The 16,641-nt window shown below is 68.2% G+C and carries 16 protein-coding genes, 1 tRNA gene and 1 pseudogene; 16 read left to right on the top strand and 2 right to left on the bottom strand.

Going from position 1 to position 16,641, the window contains the following annotated elements:
• Window positions 1-149: 149 nt before the first annotated feature.
• The 15 genes from BJ988_RS17955 to BJ988_RS17885 all read left to right on the top strand — a co-directional run bounded on the left by BJ988_RS17955 (window position 150) and on the right by BJ988_RS17885 (window position 11,415).
• Window positions 150-929: an enoyl-CoA hydratase/isomerase family protein gene (locus BJ988_RS17955; protein WP_179659264.1), complete on the top strand. Its 780-nt coding sequence runs from the start codon at window positions 150-152 to the stop codon at window positions 927-929.
• A 5-nt stretch (window positions 930-934) separates the two neighbouring features.
• Complete coding sequence (locus tag BJ988_RS17950; RefSeq protein ID WP_179659262.1) at window positions 935-1,270, top strand: hypothetical protein; 336 nt, start codon at window positions 935-937, stop codon at window positions 1,268-1,270.
• 127 nt (window positions 1,271-1,397) lie between these two features.
• The gene (locus BJ988_RS17945; RefSeq protein ID WP_425490881.1) at window positions 1,398-2,171 is read left to right on the top strand and encodes an electron transfer flavoprotein subunit beta/FixA family protein; all 774 of its coding nucleotides are present in this window, start codon (window positions 1,398-1,400) and stop codon (window positions 2,169-2,171) included.
• A 22-nt stretch (window positions 2,172-2,193) separates the two neighbouring features.
• A complete protein-coding gene (locus tag BJ988_RS17940) occupies window positions 2,194-3,147 on the top strand; it encodes an electron transfer flavoprotein subunit alpha/FixB family protein (RefSeq protein WP_179659259.1) in 954 nt (317 codons plus the stop codon).
• A gap of 141 nt (window positions 3,148-3,288) precedes the next feature.
• Window positions 3,289-4,575, top strand: coding sequence for a phospholipase D-like domain-containing protein (locus BJ988_RS17935; RefSeq protein WP_179659258.1), 1,287 nt, complete (start codon window positions 3,289-3,291; stop codon window positions 4,573-4,575).
• Between the two features lie 17 nt (window positions 4,576-4,592).
• Window positions 4,593-5,498, top strand: a complete 906-nt coding sequence (locus tag BJ988_RS17930) for a phosphotransferase (RefSeq protein ID WP_179659257.1) — start codon at window positions 4,593-4,595, stop codon at window positions 5,496-5,498.
• Between the two features lie 46 nt (window positions 5,499-5,544).
• Window positions 5,545-5,964 carry a hypothetical protein gene (locus BJ988_RS17925; protein WP_179659256.1) on the top strand — a complete coding sequence of 140 codons (420 nt, stop codon included), beginning with the start codon at window positions 5,545-5,547 and terminating at the stop codon, window positions 5,962-5,964.
• Between the two features lie 149 nt (window positions 5,965-6,113).
• A complete protein-coding gene (locus BJ988_RS17920; RefSeq protein ID WP_179659254.1) occupies window positions 6,114-7,364 on the top strand; it encodes a glutamate-5-semialdehyde dehydrogenase in 1,251 nt (416 codons plus the stop codon).
• Between the two features lie 43 nt (window positions 7,365-7,407).
• Window positions 7,408-7,569, top strand: coding sequence for a hypothetical protein (locus tag BJ988_RS17915; protein WP_179659253.1), 162 nt, complete (start codon window positions 7,408-7,410; stop codon window positions 7,567-7,569).
• 11 nt (window positions 7,570-7,580) lie between these two features.
• On the top strand, window positions 7,581-8,261 hold the full coding sequence (gene nadD / locus BJ988_RS17910) for a nicotinate-nucleotide adenylyltransferase (protein WP_179659252.1): 681 nt from the start codon (window positions 7,581-7,583) through the stop codon (window positions 8,259-8,261).
• Window positions 8,258-8,632 carry a ribosome silencing factor gene (gene rsfS, locus BJ988_RS17905; RefSeq protein ID WP_179659250.1) on the top strand — a complete coding sequence of 125 codons (375 nt, stop codon included), beginning with the start codon at window positions 8,258-8,260 and terminating at the stop codon, window positions 8,630-8,632. Before nadD ends, rsfS begins: the two co-directional genes overlap by 4 nt.
• Before the next feature lie 7 nt (window positions 8,633-8,639).
• Window positions 8,640-9,299 carry a histidine phosphatase family protein gene (locus BJ988_RS17900; RefSeq protein ID WP_179659249.1) on the top strand — a complete coding sequence of 220 codons (660 nt, stop codon included), beginning with the start codon at window positions 8,640-8,642 and terminating at the stop codon, window positions 9,297-9,299.
• Between the two features lie 63 nt (window positions 9,300-9,362).
• Window positions 9,363-9,438: transfer RNA gene (locus BJ988_RS17895), tRNA-Ala, on the top strand.
• A 169-nt stretch (window positions 9,439-9,607) separates the two neighbouring features.
• Window positions 9,608-10,114, top strand: coding sequence for a helix-turn-helix transcriptional regulator (locus tag BJ988_RS17890; protein ID WP_179659247.1), 507 nt, complete (start codon window positions 9,608-9,610; stop codon window positions 10,112-10,114).
• Window positions 10,114-11,415, top strand: coding sequence for a tyrosine-type recombinase/integrase (locus BJ988_RS17885; RefSeq protein WP_179659245.1), 1,302 nt, complete (start codon window positions 10,114-10,116; stop codon window positions 11,413-11,415). The genes BJ988_RS17890 and BJ988_RS17885 overlap by 1 nt, the downstream gene beginning before the upstream one ends.
• A gap of 505 nt (window positions 11,416-11,920) precedes the next feature.
• Here the strand turns inward: BJ988_RS17885 and BJ988_RS17880 are convergent.
• The gene (locus tag BJ988_RS17880) at window positions 11,921-12,145 is read right to left on the bottom strand and encodes a helix-turn-helix domain-containing protein (protein ID WP_179659244.1); all 225 of its coding nucleotides are present in this window, start codon (window positions 12,143-12,145) and stop codon (window positions 11,921-11,923) included.
• A 185-nt stretch (window positions 12,146-12,330) separates the two neighbouring features.
• Entirely contained in the window at window positions 12,331-15,027 is a 2,697-nt protein-coding gene (mobF, locus tag BJ988_RS17875) for a MobF family relaxase (RefSeq protein WP_179659243.1), read from the bottom strand.
• A 373-nt stretch (window positions 15,028-15,400) separates the two neighbouring features.
• Here mobF and BJ988_RS17870 point away from each other — a divergent pair.
• Window positions 15,401-16,485: pseudogene (locus tag BJ988_RS17870) on the top strand (IS110 family RNA-guided transposase); the annotation flags it as partial.
• Between the last annotated feature and the right edge of the window lie 156 nt (window positions 16,486-16,641).

Raw genomic sequence — 16,641 nt, 5'->3', positions numbered from 1 at the left:
TTACTGAAATTGGTTACGCCGCACATGTAACGCCTGTGCAACGGATAGGGGCGCGACGCCGGGAAGCCACCAGATAGTGTTCCGGACACATGTAACCGCCTTCACAGACGGACCTGACAGACAAGCCTCACAGACAAGGGAGCATCACCATGGGTGACTTCGTCAACCTCAGCGTCGAGGACGGTGTAGGCACGATCCGGCTCGACCGGCCCAAGATGAACGCGATCAGCTTCCAGGTGCAGGACGAGCTGCTCGAGGTCGCGATCCAGGCGGCGGGCGACGACGACGTACGCGCGGTGGTCGTCTATGGCGGGGAGAGGCTGTTCGCCGCCGGTAACGACGTCAAGGAGATGGCCGGCCTCTCCTATTCCGAGATGGCCAAGCGGGTCGCGGGTGTGCAGGCCGCGGTGACGGCGGTCGCGGAGATCCCCAAGCCGGTGGTGGCCGCGGTGACCGGCTATGCGCTGGGCGGGGGCTGCGAGCTGGCGCTCGCGGCCGACCTCCGGATCGCCGCCGATGACGCCACCTTCGGTCAGCCGGAGGTGCTGCTGGGCATCATCCCCGGTGCCGGGGGCACCCAGCGGCTGGCCCGACTGGTCGGGCCGTCCAAGGCCAAGGATCTGATCTTCTCGGGGCGCTTCGTCAAGGCAGACGAGGCGCTTGCTATCGGCTTGGCCGACCGGCTGGTGCCGGCGGCCTCGGTATACGAGGAGGCGCTCGCGTGGGCGAGCCAGTTCAAGACGGCGGCCCCGTACGCTCTGGCGGCGGCGAAGACGGCGATCGACAAGGGGCTCGGGGTGGACCTCGCCACCGGGCTGGCCATCGAGCAGCAGCAGTTCGCCGGCGTGTTCGCGACGCAGGACTCCCAGATCGGGATGGGATCGTTTCTCGAGAACGGTCCGGGCAAAGCCAACTTCGAAGGGAAGTGACTCTCGTGTCCGACACCAAGACCTCCTCCGGTCCGGGCGTGGTGAAGACCATCCGGTCCTACGCCTCCAGGGCGATCTGGGTGATCGCACTGATCGCCGCTCTGGCGCTGGCGATCGGCGCCCTGCTGATCGCGCTCGACGCCAACCAGAGCAACACGCTCGTCGCCTTCGTGCTCGACGCGGCAGACGTGGCCGATCTCGGCCTGTTCTCGCGTGAGAACGGCATCAAGCAGTTCGGCGGTGAGGACGCAGCCACCAAGAACGCGCTCTTCAACTGGGGCATCGGTGCGCTGGCCTGGCTGATCGTCGGCCGGATCGTGGCTGGTTTCATCCGGCCCTGACCCCATGTGACATTCTCAACTCGAAGGCACCTGTCGTCCTATGTGACTGACCGGTAACATCGCTGGCGAACTACGACCATTCAGGAGGGGCCGGCAAGGCCGCACCATCATGAACATTGTTGTGCTTGTGAAGTACGTACCGGACGCGACCGCGGACCGGCAGTTCGAGGACGACTTCACCGTCGACCGCGTGAACGTCGATGGTCTGCTCTCCGAGCTCGATGAGTACGCGGTCGAGCAGTCGTTGCAGATCAAGGAGAAGCGCGACGGTGAGGAGATCACCGTCACCGCGCTGACCGTGGGCCCCCAGGCCGCCGAGGCTGCTGTGCGCAAGGCGCTGCAGATGGGCGCCGACAAGGGTGTCCACGTCGTCGACGACGCGATCGCCGGCTCCGACTCCATCGCCACCTCGCTGGTGCTGGCCAAGGCGATCGAGAAGCTCGGTCCGGTCGACCTGGTGGTCGGCGGCCTGGCCTCGACCGACGCCAGCATGAGCGTCGTCCCGGCGATGCTCGCCGAGCGTCTGGGTCTGCCGCAGGTCACGCTGGCCTCGGTCGTCGAGACCCAGGGCGACCAGATCCGCATCAAGCGTGACGGCGATGTCGCCACCGAGGTCATCGGCGGCACGCTGCCGCTGGTCCTCTCGGTGACCGACCAGTCGGGCGAGGCCCGCTACCCGTCGTTCAAGGGGATCATGGCGGCCAAGAAGAAGCCGCTGGAGACCTGGTCGCTGGCCGACCTCGGCGTCGACGCCGGTCAGGTGGGGCTCGGTGCCGCGTACACCGCGGTCGAGGAGACGGCGGCCCGCCCGCCGCGTACCGCCGGTGAGATCGTCACCGACGAGGACGGCTCGGGCGCCAAGGCGCTGGCCGAGTTCCTCGCGTCCAAGAAGTTCATCTGAGGCCGAGAAAGGATTCTGAATCATGGCTGAAGTTCTCGTTCTCATCGACCACGTAGGTGGTCAGGTCAAGAAGCCGACCTACGAGCTGCTCACCCTGGCCGCCAAGCTCGGCGAGCCGTCCGCGGTCTACATCGGTGACGCCGGCGGCGCCGCTGGTGCCGCGGAGGCCGTCAAGGGCTACGGCGCCGAGAAGGTCTACGTCATCGACGACGCCCAGATCAAGGGCTACCTGGTGGCGCCGAAGGCCGAAGCGCTCGCGCAGCTGGCCGGTTCCGCCTCCCCGGCCGCGATCCTGCTGCCCTCCTCCGCGGAGAACAAGGAGGTCGCCGGACGTCTGGCGATCAAGCTCGACTCCGGTCTGATCACCGACGCCGTCGACCTCGACGAGTCCGGTGTGGCGACCCAGTCGGTCTTCGCCGGCAACTTCACGGTCAAGGGCAAGGTCACCAAGGGCACCCCGATCATCACGGTCAAGCCCAACTCGGCCGCTCCGGTCGAGAAGGCCGGCGCCGCCGCGGTCACCCCGTTCGAGGTGACCATCTCCGACGCCGCCAAGACCGCCCAGATCGTGGCCTCCCAGCCGCGTAAGGCCTCGGGTCGCCCCGAGCTCACCGAGGCCGCGATCGTGGTCTCCGGTGGTCGTGGCACCGGCGGCGACTTCTCCGCCGTCGAGGGTCTCGCCGACGCGCTCGGTGCCGCCGTCGGCGCCTCGCGTGCCGCGGTCGACTCCGGCTGGATGCCGCACACCTTCCAGGTCGGCCAGACCGGCAAGACCGTCTCCCCGCAGCTCTACGTGGCCAACGGGATCTCCGGTGCGATCCAGCACCGTGCCGGCATGCAGACCTCGAAGACCATCGTCGCGGTCAACAAGGACGAGGAGGCCCCGATCTTCGAGCTCGTAGACTTCGGCGTGGTGGGCGACCTGCACACCGTCCTCCCGGCCGTCACCGACGCGGTGAAGGCCGCCAAGGGCTGACGAGTCGACCCGTTCGACCCGGGACGTACGTCCTGAAAACCCGCCTCCGAGCCCCCGCTCGGAGGCGGGTTCCTTTCTGTTTGGTGTCGGGTTCGGCGAATTGTCGCGCGGGCCATACGTCGCTGGGTATAGTCCGGGCCCATGTGGGTCAATTTGCTGAGGTCGAAGACGACCCGAAAGATATCGATCGCCTCGGCTGTGGCGGGATGTGTCGCGGCGCTGGTCATGGCGACGATGTCGGTGGTCTCGACACCAGCGACAGCGGCGCCCTGGTCGCCGCCCGCGGGCCCGTTCTTCAACAATCCGACAGGCAGCTCGGCGCAGCGCAACGCCGTCGTCAGCCGGATCAACACCAGCATCCGGCACTCGGTGCGTGGCTCCTACATCCGGTTCGTCACCTACAACCTGGACCGCGCCGACACCGTCGACCATCTGATCGCCGCCCACAAGCGTGGTGTTCACGTGCAGATCCTGGTCAACCGGAAGATGTGGAGCAGCGGCGAGAAGAAGCTGGCCGCGCGCCTCGGCACCAAGCGCCACCGGCCGAGCTTCATCTACGGATGCGCCGGTGCCTGCCGTGGATACGACAAGGGCAACCTGCACATCAAGATCCACTCGTTCACCCAGGTCGGCTCCAAGCGCAACATCATGATCAACAGCTCCGGCAACCTCGGTGGCGGCGCGGCCGGCTCCCAGTGGAACGACGCCCAGACGATCTACGCCGGCGACAGCCTGTGGCGGACCTGGCTGCGGATGTTCAACGAGCTCAAGGCCGACCGGAAGGCCTCGCCGCGCTACGTCTCGTGGTCCGGTGGCGGGACCTCTGTCGGGTTCCAGCGCACCCGCCCCGGGGCGACCAGCGACGAGGTCTACGCCCGCGGCACCGGCGACCGGGTGATCGACCGGCTGCGCCAGGTCGGTTGCCGCGCGCCCAGCGGCTACGGCACCAAGGGCAAGACGATCCTGCGGATCCACATGTACGCGTGGTACAGCCGCCGTGGCGAGCGCATCGCCGACGAGGTCGTCCGGCTGAAGAAGCGCGGCTGCGTGGTCCGGGTGATCGGCTCGGTGACCAGTGACATCGTCTACCGCAAGCTCAAGCGCGTCGGCATCCCGGTGCGCGACGCTGCCTGGGACTGGGGCCAGAAGAAGTCCACGAGCGGTGACGCCATCGTCTATGGCTCGCGCTGCTACTCCCACTACAAGTGGATGAGCGTCAACGGCGCCTTCGCGGGCCGGGGCACGAACAGCGTCTGGACCGGTTCGGAGAACTGGTCGCCGCCGTCGTTCAGCAACGACGAGGTCACCTTCCGGTTCACCTCGAAGAGCTACTACAACGCCTACACCGACCGGTTCAACAGGATGTGGAACAGCTCGAACGCGACCCACAAGGTCTACAGCCAGCCGAAGCGTCGGCCCTGCGCCTGACCGGTTAGCCTCCAAGGGTGAGCTTCGGTGAACTCGATGGAGGCATCCGGCCGCTCGACGGCGGCTGGTCGGGAGAGACGTTCCTGGCGGAGGCCGGTGGTGAGCGGTCGGTCGTGCGGGTCTTCGCCGACCCGCGCCATCCCCCGCAGGCCGCGGAGATCCAAGAGGCCCTGCACCGTCTGGTGCGGGGCCTCCTCCCGGTCCCGAAGGTCTTGGAGGTACGCCGCGCCGACCCCGACGTGGGCACGCCCGCGCTGCTGGTGACCGAGTTCGTCGAAGGCGTACGCGGCGACCTGCTGGTTCCTGACCTGGACGAGGAGCAGCAGCGCAGGCTCGGACGCGGACTCGGGGAGATCGCGGCGACCCTCGCCGGGATGCCGTTCCTGACTGCCGGGACCTTCGCCGACAAGGAGCTGCGGGTCGAGGCGCACGCGTTGGACCTGACCGACTGGGTCGAGTCGTATGCGGATCGACTCGACTGGTCACCTGACGTCCTGGAGGGTCTGCGCGACGCGGCCGCCGACGCCCAGCTCCTGCTCGACACGGTCGCCAGGGTGAGCCTGGTGCACAGCGACCTCAACCCGAAGAACCTCATCCTCGATCCGGAGACGCTGAGCGTGCGTGCGGTCGTCGACTGGGAGTTCGCCCATGCCGGATCCCCGTACGCCGATCTCGGCAATCTGCTGCGGTTCGACCGGCAGGAGGCTTACGTCGCGGGAGTGCTGGAGGGCTACGTCTCGGCGCGCGGTGGCAGCACCATGGACGCCCTCGACCTGGCGCGCTCCGCGGACCTGGTCGCGCTGGTGGAGCTCGGCGCGCGGCGTACCGACAACCCGGTCGCCGCGCGGGCGCACGACCTCCTGCTCGAGATCGCGCGATCCGGTGATGTCCACATCGCCCCAGAGGGCTCGGTTCGCGGCTAGGATTCGGAGCGCGCCGGACGGTGCCGGCGCAGCCTGGGGGATGGTTGTGGGAGCGAGTGAGCTCGACGGGGCGCGAGGCCCCGCCGGAGGTTGGTGGCGCGGCTGGACGCCCTGGATCTCGGCGCTGGTGCTGTCGGCGCTCTTCGCCGGTGCGATGTCGGGGATCGCGTTCGTCAGGAGGTCCCACCAGCCACCGGTTGACTATCCGGCGATGACCGAGTCGGAGCCCGCGGCGAGCGCATCGGCCGCGGCGAGTCCGGCCGGGAAGCAGGAACGGCTCGAGGTCTCGCCACGAGCCCGACCGGTGGGCGAGCCCGACGAGTCGAAGCCGGCGAAGCCGCCGCGGAAGCCGAGGCCCTCCGCATCGGCGAGCGGTGAGCCGATGGCGACGGCAAAACCCTCCGAGCGCCCCCGCGGTCCGCTCGAGGGGCTGGGCGCGCTGTTGGGGCTGGGCGGCGAGGACTGACCCTGCCCGTGCGGTCCGCACGGCGAAAGGGTGGTGGCTGCGTACGGCCGACGGCATAGGGTTTCCATCATGAGCGAGCGTCAGCGAGCGGCAACGGGCCTCAGGCCGCCGGTTCCGTATTCTTCGATCTGCCCTACGGAGGCGGCGGCATGAGCGCAGAGGCAGTGATCCGTGAGGTGGCGGCGAAGGCACGAGCGGCGAGCTACGAGCTCGCGGTCGCGCCGCGCAGCGTGAAGGACGCGGCGCTGCACGCGATGGCCGATGCCCTGCTCGACCGGGCCGACGAGGTGCTGGCGGCCAATGCGGCCGACGTGGCCCGTGCCGAGGCGTCCGGCAGCCCGGCCAACATCGTCGACCGCCTCACCCTGACCCAGGAGCGCCTCGACGGCATCGCCACCGCGCTCCGCGACCTCGCCGCACTGCCGGATCCGGTCGGAGATGTCGTCCGCGGCAGCACCCTCGCCAACGGCCTCGAGCTGCGCCAGGTGCGAGTCCCCTTCGGTGTCGTCGGGATGATCTACGAGGCACGCCCCAACGTCACCGTGGACGCGGCCGGGATCTGCCTCAAGTCCGGCAACGCGGCGCTGCTGCGTGGTTCCTCCAACATCGCGGCCAGCAACGTGGCGATCGTCGCCGTGCTCCGCGACGCCGTGGTCTCCGTCGGCCTCCCGGCCGACGTGATCCAGGTCGTGCCCGGGGAGGGCCACGACTCGGTCAAGGCCCTGATGCGTGCCCGTGGGCTGGCCGACGTGCTCATCCCGCGCGGTGGCGCCGGCCTGATCCGCAGCGTCGTCGAGGAGTCCACCGTGCCGGTCATCGAGACCGGGGTGGGCAACGTGCACGTCTATGTCGACAAGGCCGCCGATCTCGACAAGGCGCTCGCGATCGTCATCAACTCCAAGACCCAGCGCACCAGCGTGTGCAACTCCGCCGAGTCGCTGCTCGTGCACGCCGACATCGCCGAGGAGTTCCTGCCCAAGGTGATCCCCGCGCTCCAGGAGCGTGGCGTTCAGATCCACGGAGACGAGGCCTTCCAGGCCTATGACCTGGTCGAGCCGGTCACCGACGAGGACTACGCGGCCGAGTTCCTGGAGCTGAAGATCAGTGCCGCCGTCGTACCTTCCCTCGATGCTGCCGTCCAGCACATCCGACGCTGGTCGAGCGGTCACACCGAGGCGATCGTCACCGACGATCTGGGCGCCGCCCGGCGGTTCACCGCCGCGGTCGACTCCGCGGCGGTCATGGTCAACGCCTCGACACGGTTCACCGACGGCGGCGAGTTCGGCTTCGGTGCGGAGATCGGGATCTCGACCCAGAAGCTGCACGCTCGGGGCCCGATGGGCCTGCCCGAGATGACCTCGACGAAGTACATCGTCACCGGCGAGGGACACGTACGCTAGTCCGAAGCGGCTACACGAGCGGTCACAAGGTAATCTGTGCGTCATGTCGAACTCCGTTCTGTCGAGCATCATCACCTCCGCTGAGCACGGGGCCGAGCACGGCACCTCTGGCATCGAGTGGGTCATCGGTGGCCTGACCCTGGCCATCCTGGCCTTCGCGCTGATGGCTCTGGTCTGGTTCGCCGGTGGCCGTGAGCACTCCTGAGCGCTGATCAGATGGGCAGCGGGGGAGCGCCCGAGCCAGGTCTGGAAGGCCTGCCCGGCAAGCGCCGTGTCGGGGTGATGGGCGGCACCTTCGATCCCATCCATCACGGCCACCTGGTGGCCGCCTCCGAGGTGCAGTCGTTCTTCGACCTCGACGAGGTCGTCTTCGTGCCCACCGGCGACCCGTGGCAGAAGGCCGACCGGGACGTCTCCCCGGCCGAGCACCGCTACCTGATGACGGTCATCGCGACCGCCGCCAACCCGCGCTTCACCGTCAGCCGGGTCGACATCGAACGCGCCGGTCGGACCTTCACCATCGACACGCTGCGCGATCTCGCCAAGGTGCTGCCCGAGGCCGATCTCTACTTCATCACCGGGGCCGACGCGCTCGCCGAGATCTTCACCTGGCGCGACACCGACGAGCTCTTCGAGCTCGCTCAGTTCGTGGGGTGCACACGCCCTGGCTACACGATGGATCCCGAGGTCATCTCGAAGATCCCCGCGGACCGCATCACCATGCTCGAGATCCCGGCACTGGCGATCTCCTCGTCCGACTGCCGCGAGCGGCGTCACCGGGGCGAGCCGGTCTGGTATCTCGTCCCCGACGGCGTGGTGCAGTACATCGGCAAGCACGACCTCTACCGACCCAAGACACCCCACCTCAAGACTTCCCATTACAAGGATGGCCCATGACCGCGACCGAGCACGCTCTCGAGCTCACCATCACGGCCGCCCGCGCGGCCTCGGAGAAGAAGGCCGGACACATCCTCGCCTTCGACGTCAGCGACCAGCTGGCGATCACCGACACCTTCCTGCTGGCCTCCGCCCCCAACGAGCGGCAGGTGCAGTCGATCGTCGACGAGGTCGAGCTCAAGCTTCGCGACCTCGGCTCGAAGCCGCTGCGGCGCGAGGGTCACAAGGAGGGGCGCTGGGTGCTGCTCGACTACGGCGAGATCGTCGTGCACGTCCAGCACGAGGAAGAGCGCCAGTTCTACGCCCTCGAGCGACTCTGGCGCGACTGCCCCGCCATCTCGCTGCCCGCCGACGTCCTCTCCGAGGACTGAGGGTCCGGTGAGCGGGGCCACTTCGTTCAGACCCGCCGGGCATCTGGAGCCCCGTCGTCTCATCCTGCTCCGCCACGGCGTCACCGGCTGGAACGCCGACGGTCGCTACCAGGGCCAGACCGACATCGAGCTGGCCGAGACCGGCCATCAGCAGGCCAAGGCCGCCGCTCGTACGCTCGCGACGACGTACGCCGTGACCCGACTCGTCTCCTCCGACCTGATGCGGGCGCGCCAGACCGCGGGCTACGTCGCCGAGGAGACCGGTCGGGAGGCTGCGTACGACCCTCGTTTGCGTGAGGTCTGCGCGGGGGAGGCCGAGGGGATGAACCGGGCCCAGATCCACGAGCGCTTCGGTGAGATGCCGGCCAGCTGGGAGCCCTACGGCGGGGAGTCGTGGCCCACCGTGGCGGCGCGCTTCAGTGCCGCGCTCCACGACGTGGCCGAGACCGTCGAGCCCGGCGAGACCGTCGTGGTCGTCGCCCACGGCGGCGCCATCCGCCAGGGTCTGGCCGCGTTCCTCGGCTGGGATCCGTCCGTCGTCACCACCCTCGCCCCGCTGACGAACTGCGCCTGGATCGAGCTCACCGCCCGAGAGTCCACTCATGGACTCATCCCGTCAGCGCCATGGCGACTCGCGACGTACGGAATGGGGACCCCGATTTCGTGATCGAGAAGCGATTCCGCTAATGTTCTTCTCGTTGCCCGGGGTGATCGACCGGGACAACGCCACGGGGGTGTGGCGCAGCTGGTAGCGCATCTGCATGGCATGCAGAGGGTCAGGGGTTCGAGTCCCCTCACCTCCACCAAAACACCTGGTCACAGGCCATGTTCGAGTCCTAGCAATAGGAGCCGAACATGGCCTGTAGCCATTTAGTGGCCATAAAGTCGGGAGCGTACGCTGCCCGCGGATCGAGTCTCAGCGCGTGTCTCGACACGTCTCGATCCGCTCTGGTTGGGCTCGCGCACCTGACTGGCATGAACACTCACGCCAACACCACCTCCATCGCTGCCGCGACCGTCCAGACGAGCCCGGTCGAGACGACGACCGGCTCGATCGAGCCGGTCCTGACGCTGACCCAGATCGCCGAGCACCTCGGCGTCTCCGTCCAGGCGCTCTACGACCTGCGCAACAAGGGCCGCGGCCCGCGCGGGTTCAAGGTCGGCCGATGCCTGCACTTCCGGGTCAGCGAGGTCGACGCCTGGCTGCGGCAGCTGGAGTCCGAGGACTCCAACCCGGCCGCCGCCGACTCTGCGTCAGCATCCGCCGCTGCACCGCCGGCACTCTCGCCCGTCCTGCGGGCGGTTGAGGTGCCGCCCGAGTCTGCTGGCGGCGCGACGTCGCGGCGGGGACCAGCGGACGATCCGGTCCCGGGCTCGTCGACGGATGACCAGCCGAGCCAAGAGCTCGCCGGCGATCAGTGGGCGCTGCTGCTCGACCTGCCCTATCCCGAGGGGCGCGGTGGGTCGGGGAGGCGGTCGTGATGGGCTTCGGGCGTCCGCGGACACCGATCGGAACGTTCGGGCGGATCCACACCAAGCCGATGGGCACGGGCCGATTCCGCGCCCGCACCCGGGTCCGCGATCTCGACGGCCAGCTGCGCCGCGTGGTCGCTACCGGTGACTCCACTCGCGCGGCCGAGGCCGAGCTCAAGCTCCGTATCGCCAACCGGACCGGCTATGGGGCCGGCGGACTGCTGTCGGCCTCCAGCCCGTTCCCGGATCTGTGCGAGCTGTGGCTGGCCGACCTGGAGCTGCGCGACATCGTGGACAACACCAAGGACAACTACCGCGACGACCTGCGCCTGCATGTGCGCCCGTTCTTCGAGAACTACACCCTCGGAGAGATCACCACCGGCCGAGTCGAGTTCTTCCTCAAGTCCGAACGGACGGTCTCCTACTCCCGCGCCAAGCACTCCCGTACGTTGCTCAATCAGCTCTTCGGGTTCGCGCTGCGCCATGACGCGATCAGCCGCAACCCGGTCGACGGCACTTCACCGTTGACCAAGCCGAAGAGCCAGATCCAGGCGCTGACCCTGGAGCAGGTCCAGGCGCTGCGCGCGGCCGCGGCCCGGTGGCGTACCGGCCCTGAGGTGAAGGGGCCCAAGCCTGACGACCAGGTCAAGGATCTCCTCGAGGTGCTGCTCGGCACCTCGATGCGCCCTGGCGAGGCGCTCGCGCTGCGGCCGGTCGACATCACCGAGACGAGACGCGGCATGGTCGCCCACGTCTGCGGCACGATCACCACGGTGAAGGGCAAGGGCACCTTCCGGCAGGACCACCCCAAGACCCATGCGTCATTCCGGGACCTGCCGGTGCCCGACTTCGCAGCCGAGGTGCTCCGGAACCGGCTGATGTACATGACTCCCGCCCAGGCCGAGGTCACGATCTTCCGTACGCGCACCAACAAGCCGCTGCGGCTGCACAATGTGCGGCGTACCTTCCGCGAGTTCAAGATCCTCGCCGGTCTGGAGGACACCGAGATCTCGCCGCGCTGGTATCGCCGCACCGGCGCCACCGTCCTCGCCCGCGGTCTCGGGGTCGACGTCGCCGCGACCCACCTCGGCCACACCTCCAAGGCGATCACCGAGGGCTACTACATCGAGCCCGACCAGAGCATCGACTTCGGCACCGCCAGCCTCCTCGAGCGCTCGCTGCGTCCGCAGGATCCCGACGGCACCCTGCTGGCTCAGCCCGGATCGGCCTACGAGGACGACATCCTCGACGAGATCGACGGCCCCGACGACGAGGACGAAGCCGCTGCCGGCGGCAGCGACGCAGCCTGACCAGGTCTCGGGCTGCCCTGGCGCCGTGCCGACGCCCGGGCTGGGGTGACGGTTGTCGACGAACGCTGACGGTCATGAACGGGCCTGGATCTGATCGTTGACAAACCTGTCGAGGAGGCGCATCGTCGAAGGTATGTTCGATCTCCGCGTGGCTCCGGTCCGTGGGTCACGCACGTCTGTGTGGGCCTCGACGGCAACGGTGAAGCGGGATCCGGTGGTGTTGATTCAACACGACCGCACGGTGACGGGAACTGACCTGCACCGTGGCGATGTCGGGCGAAGCTTCGATGCTGATGATTCATCAGCACCGGGGGAGACCCTGGCGGTGATGAATCATCCCCACCGCAGGCGCCGCCGCATTCCGGAGGCGGAGACGGTTCCGGTGACTCAACGGAACCTTGGAGGAAATGCACGGTGCCGATGAGTCATCGGCACCGTGAGCGAATTTTCTGAGGAGATGGCGGTTCCGATGGTCCATCGGAACCGCCACCGCGCTCGACGCGGGTCAGTGACGTGACCTGCCCGCCAGCCGCTGGGCCCGCATGAACCGGCGTACGTCGCCGACCGTGCTCATCACCCGCCGCCCCATCCGGAACGTCTTCGGCCCGGTGTGCTGCTGACGCCACCAGCGCAGCGTGTTCGGCGAGACCTTCAAGATCTCCGCGACCTCGATGAGTGTCAGCAACTCGTCCTCGTCGCGCTCGGAGAACCCAACCTGGTCGATCCTCATGACTTCCTCCTGCCCGTCGGTATCGGCCGCTCGCCACGGCAAGGTTCGTCTTGGCTCGTTGACGGCAACCGTTGGTTTCAACAGGTAGGTGTGCGGGTGGCGCCAAACGGGCTCGGCTCGGCGACGACATGTACATCCTGCGTGGCGCCGGCCACGACGCCGCCTGACCGCCAGCCCTCGCACAGTCACAGGCCGAGACCCCGATCCGGCTCGGACGACGGCGCGGTCCTTGCGATCAGCGGGTCAGGCAGACTGTGTACCGATACGCGGCGGCGTTCCTGTCGCGGCTCCCGGCGGATGCCGATATAGCGCGGGGCGCCGTTCGGACCGTACCGATCGATGTCCTCGGCCGCGCGCAAGGCAGCGTGCCCCGGGCCGAGGTCAGCCCGGTCGCGGCTGAAGATCTCGACCCACTGGTGCCGGGCATCGTCGAGGTCGTCGGCGACCAGATGCGCGATGTTGCGGCGTCGTCCACGGGTCATCCCGACATACGCCGCCGCGGCGTTGATGCGCTCGCCGATGAGGAGGTGGGCTTCGTCGACGGTCTCGCCTTGGGCGCCGTGGATGGTACTGGCGTAGGCGAGTTCGACGTGCTCGGCCACGTAGCTGGAGGGGAGACGTCGCCTCCCGGGAGTGCCTTTGACTCGGAGCCCGCCGTCGATGCTGACCTGAGTGACGGTCCAGGTGTCGCGGTTGACCACATCCAGGTCCGGGTCGTTGCGGCGGGTGGTGATCCGGTCCCCGACGCCGATCCGATCCCCGGCGTCGGTCACCACCGACCGCATGACGGTTGCCTCTGGTGCCGTGTGTGTCGTGGCCCGATGGTGTCGTACCTCGGCGTTCAGCGCGGTGACCTGGTCGCGGGTGTCCGCGGTGATCAGCGGCGGCCGATCCGCGGCCCCGAGCGAGGCCAGTGCCTGGAGACGTTCGGCCTCGCTGGGATGGATGATGATCTCGCCTCGGGCGAGGAGCCGGTCGAAGACGTCCTCGGTGTCGCGACCCTCGCGTAGTTTCAGGGTCAGGTCGGCGTAGTCGGGATCGGTGAAGCGGTGCAGCACGTCGAGGGTCAGGTGAGTGCCTTCGTCGGTCCAACGGGTGGCCAGGTCGAGGACGCCACCGCGGCCGACGGCGGGGAGCTGGTGTCGGTCACCGACGAACGCGACCCGGGCGCCCGCCTCGTCGGCGATGATCAAGAGCGCGAGGGCGAGGTCTTGGTCGAGCATCCCGGCCTCGTCGACGACCAGCAGGTCACCGGGCCGCAGCCGAGCTCGTCGGTTCACCGGGCCGGCGTCCTGGGGCTGGTTGGGTCGGATGCGTCCCCACTGGCCGTCGTGGTCCCAGCGGAACCCGTGCTGGTAGGCCAGCCACGCGGCGGAGGATGCGGCGCCGCCGACTTCGCGGGCGGCGACCTTGGCTGCCTTCTTGGTCGGGGTTACCACGATCATCCGCGTACGTTGGCGCAGCAGCGCGGCTGCCGCGGTGGCGAGGGTCTTGGTCTTGCCCGCCCCAGCGGCGCCCTCGATCACCAGCAGCCGGGCCTCTCCAAGCATCGCTTTGACCACCTTCCGTTGCGCTCGATCAAGGTCTGGGACCTTGCCGAGAAGACCCGGGACGGGATCAGCCTCGGCACGGAGGGCGAGGCGGGCGTTGAGGTCGGCCTCGACCTCGAGGACCCGCTGGGAGGTGAGCGCACGTACGTGCTCGGGCACATCGTTGCGGTCCAGCAGCGGCACGCACTGACGGATCGCCCGGGCGGTTAGGTCCTCGGCGACCTCGCGGTGGATCGCTGATTCGGTGACGATGCCAGTCTCGGCAATCAGTTGCTCGGCGCCGCCACGAATATCTGCGGAGTTCCACGCCGATGCCTTCATCCCGAGACGGTCCAGGATGAGACCAGCGGCGAGATCCCGGTCGAGCCGCCCGATCGCGGTCACCGGCAGCCGCGCCGGCCCCTCGGGAGCCCGGTGGCCAAGCGCGTGGAGTTCTTCGATCCAATGCCGGGCAATCTCAGCCCCGTCGGTCGGCGGGACCTTGTCGGGCCGGGCATCCGCCCATGCCCGTCGATCCCAGACTTGCCGGAGTCGGGGTCCGGGTTCCTCGCCCGGGTGCTCCCGGCGCCATCGCGCCGCGTACCGGTCCATGTTGGAGCGGATCTGCTCGGCTCGTGCGGAGAACTCACCAACGTATTCGCGGAGTTCGGTGATCTCTCCGGAGACTAGGTCCATCGTGTACCCGTGCGCAGCCAGCACGCGACGGAACTCGAGGTCGGCCATCACGGCTGCGTGCCCGATCCCGTTGATCGCTGCAATAGCGTCCCGTGTCCCGACGGTGTGCAGGCCCCGCCACCGGCCCTGCGCGTAGACGCGGGCGTTGATCTGCAGATGCAGATGCCGGTGCGGGTCACCGGCCCGGGAGGTGTAGTGCCGGATCACCGCCGCCTCGATCTCCTCGACCGGCACCTGGACCTGCCGGTCCCGTGGCCCCACCCGGGTGGTGGAGTGCTGGGCGACCCAGCCGATGATCTCCCGGGCGGCCCGGTCTTGAGCGTGGTCATAGGCGGCGCCGATCTCGGGATGGAGAGCGGCGGCCAGTGACCAAGTCTTGGGGCCGTTGACGATGACCTCGACGAACCGGACCGGTGGCCGTTTCCCGCCGTCCTTGAGCAGCCGGCCCTTCGCCAGCCCGGTGTCGACGTCGTAGCCGGCGACCCACCGCTCATAGGTATTGCCGTCCATCGGCCCGCGAGCAACGACACCACTCGAGGTGCCGGCGAAGCGCTCGGCCAGGCAGGCGCCGTCGGTCAGGTAGTAGTCATCTGCACGGGAGTGGTCCTTCTCCAAGTAGCTCCTGGCAGCTCCCGCCGCACTGCTGTAGAACTTCACCCCGCCATGCACCACGTACCCCCTTGCTCCCCTGCATGGGGTACTCAAGAAGGCGGCCGTCGATGTCCGTCGACAACCGTCACGTACCCTCAAAATGCAGGTCGGCCGCCCGAAGGCGGCCGTGTTGCTCCCTACCTTCGTAGCATGCGTGTCAGTGAATGATGGCGGTGCCGCACCTAGCGGTGGTTGGATCCATCAACGTTCGTCACCTGGCTCCTAGCATGCGTGTCCCCGTGGCTTTGTTCGGGTGGCTTTGTTCGGGTTCTGCCGGTGGCGGATGTTGATGGACCGGTCGGCATGACTTGATAGGAGCGTGGCGTCGCCCCAACTGAGAAGTGTCTACCGACCGGCCCAGCCGTCAGTCACTCTCTTGGTGAAGGAGGCAGCCTCCATGGTTGTCATTGGTGCCGATGTCCACAAGTGGAACCACACGTTTGTCGCCGTCGATGAAGTCGGCCGCGAGCTCGGGAGCAAGACCGTTGCCGCAACCACAGCGGGCCACCAGGCCGCGATCGCGTGGGCTCGGGAGCAGTTCAGCCAGGATCGGCGGTGGGCGATCGAGGACTGCCGCCACCTGTCGACTCGGTTGGAACGAGACTTGCTGGGGGCGGGCCAGGCAGTGGTGCGTGTGCCGCCCTACATGATGGCCGAGCAGCGTCGTACGGCACGAACGGTCGGCAAGTCGGACCCCATCGACGCGCTTGCGGTTGCTCGTGCCGCGATGCGTGACCCCGATCTTCCCGTCGCGACCCACGATGAGACCTCCCGCGAGCTGAAGCTGCTCACCGATCGTCGCGATGACCTGCTGCAACAGCGCATCGCGACCAGCAACCGTCTGCTGTGGAGACTGCACGAGATCGACCCAGACCTCGCGCCCCCGAAAGCGTCGCTGGACCGTCAGGTCAAGCAACGTGAGCTCGCCGCACGCCTGGCCGACATCCCTGGGATCGTTGCCGAGCTGGCCCGCGAGGAGCTGGCCGACATCGTGGAACTCACCCGCAAGATCAACGAGCTCAAGCGGCGCATCAGCCCGCTCGTCGAGGCGGTCGCGCCCTCGTTGTTGGCTCTGCCCGGAGTTGGCCCGTTGAGCGCTGCCAAGATCGTCGGGGAGACTGCCGGCATCGCCCGGTTCAAGTCCGAGGCCGCCTTTGCCCGACATGGCGGCATCGCCCCGATCCCGGTCTGGTCGGGCAACAGCGCCGGCCGGGTCCGGCTGACCAGATCCGGGAACCGGCAGCTCAACGCCGCCATCCATCGCGTCGCGATCACCCAGCTGCGGATCCCGGGACCGGGCAAGACCTACTACGCGAAGAAGAAGGCCGAAGGGAAGTCGAATCCCGAGGCTCTGCGCTGTCTGAAACGCCAGCTAGCCCGCATCGTCTACAGGAGACTCCTCGCCGACCAGACAACCATGAAAGACACCCAAACCGCCTGCACGCATGCTACCGAGGTCCGTGCCGCGGCCTAGTTGACATAGGAGCCAAGCCGACGGTTGGGATGTGTGTCGTGGGTGGTCAAGGTGGGTTTCTGGGAAGCCGTTGCCAGCCGTCGACAGCCGTCGAGGCCATAGAGCTGGCATCTCGACTGCTGTCGTCAGCCGGAGCTCTCAAGCCC

The sequence above is a fragment of the Nocardioides panzhihuensis genome, from assembly GCF_013408335.1.
In the GTDB taxonomy this organism is placed as follows: Bacteria; Actinomycetota; Actinomycetes; order Propionibacteriales; family Nocardioidaceae; genus Nocardioides; species Nocardioides panzhihuensis.
This window is presented reverse-complemented; position numbering and strand designations above follow the sequence as displayed.

Coding starts and splice junctions, on each gene's coding strand:
- BJ988_RS17955 (WP_179659264.1), top strand. CDS start 150: ATGGGTGACTTCGTCAACCTCAGCGTCGAGGACGGTGTAGGCACGATC.
- BJ988_RS17940 (WP_179659259.1), top strand. CDS start 2,194: ATGGCTGAAGTTCTCGTTCTCATCGACCACGTAGGTGGTCAGGTCAAG.
- BJ988_RS17935 (WP_179659258.1), top strand. CDS start 3,289: ATGTGGGTCAATTTGCTGAGGTCGAAGACGACCCGAAAGATATCGATC.
- BJ988_RS17920 (WP_179659254.1), top strand. CDS start 6,114: ATGAGCGCAGAGGCAGTGATCCGTGAGGTGGCGGCGAAGGCACGAGCG.
- BJ988_RS17915 (WP_179659253.1), top strand. CDS start 7,408: ATGTCGAACTCCGTTCTGTCGAGCATCATCACCTCCGCTGAGCACGGG.
- nadD (WP_179659252.1), top strand. CDS start 7,581: ATGGGCAGCGGGGGAGCGCCCGAGCCAGGTCTGGAAGGCCTGCCCGGC.
- rsfS (WP_179659250.1), top strand. CDS start 8,258: ATGACCGCGACCGAGCACGCTCTCGAGCTCACCATCACGGCCGCCCGC.
- BJ988_RS17890 (WP_179659247.1), top strand. CDS start 9,608: ATGAACACTCACGCCAACACCACCTCCATCGCTGCCGCGACCGTCCAG.
- BJ988_RS17885 (WP_179659245.1), top strand. CDS start 10,114: ATGGGCTTCGGGCGTCCGCGGACACCGATCGGAACGTTCGGGCGGATC.
- BJ988_RS17880 (WP_179659244.1), bottom strand. CDS start 12,145: ATGAGGATCGACCAGGTTGGGTTCTCCGAGCGCGACGAGGACGAGTTG.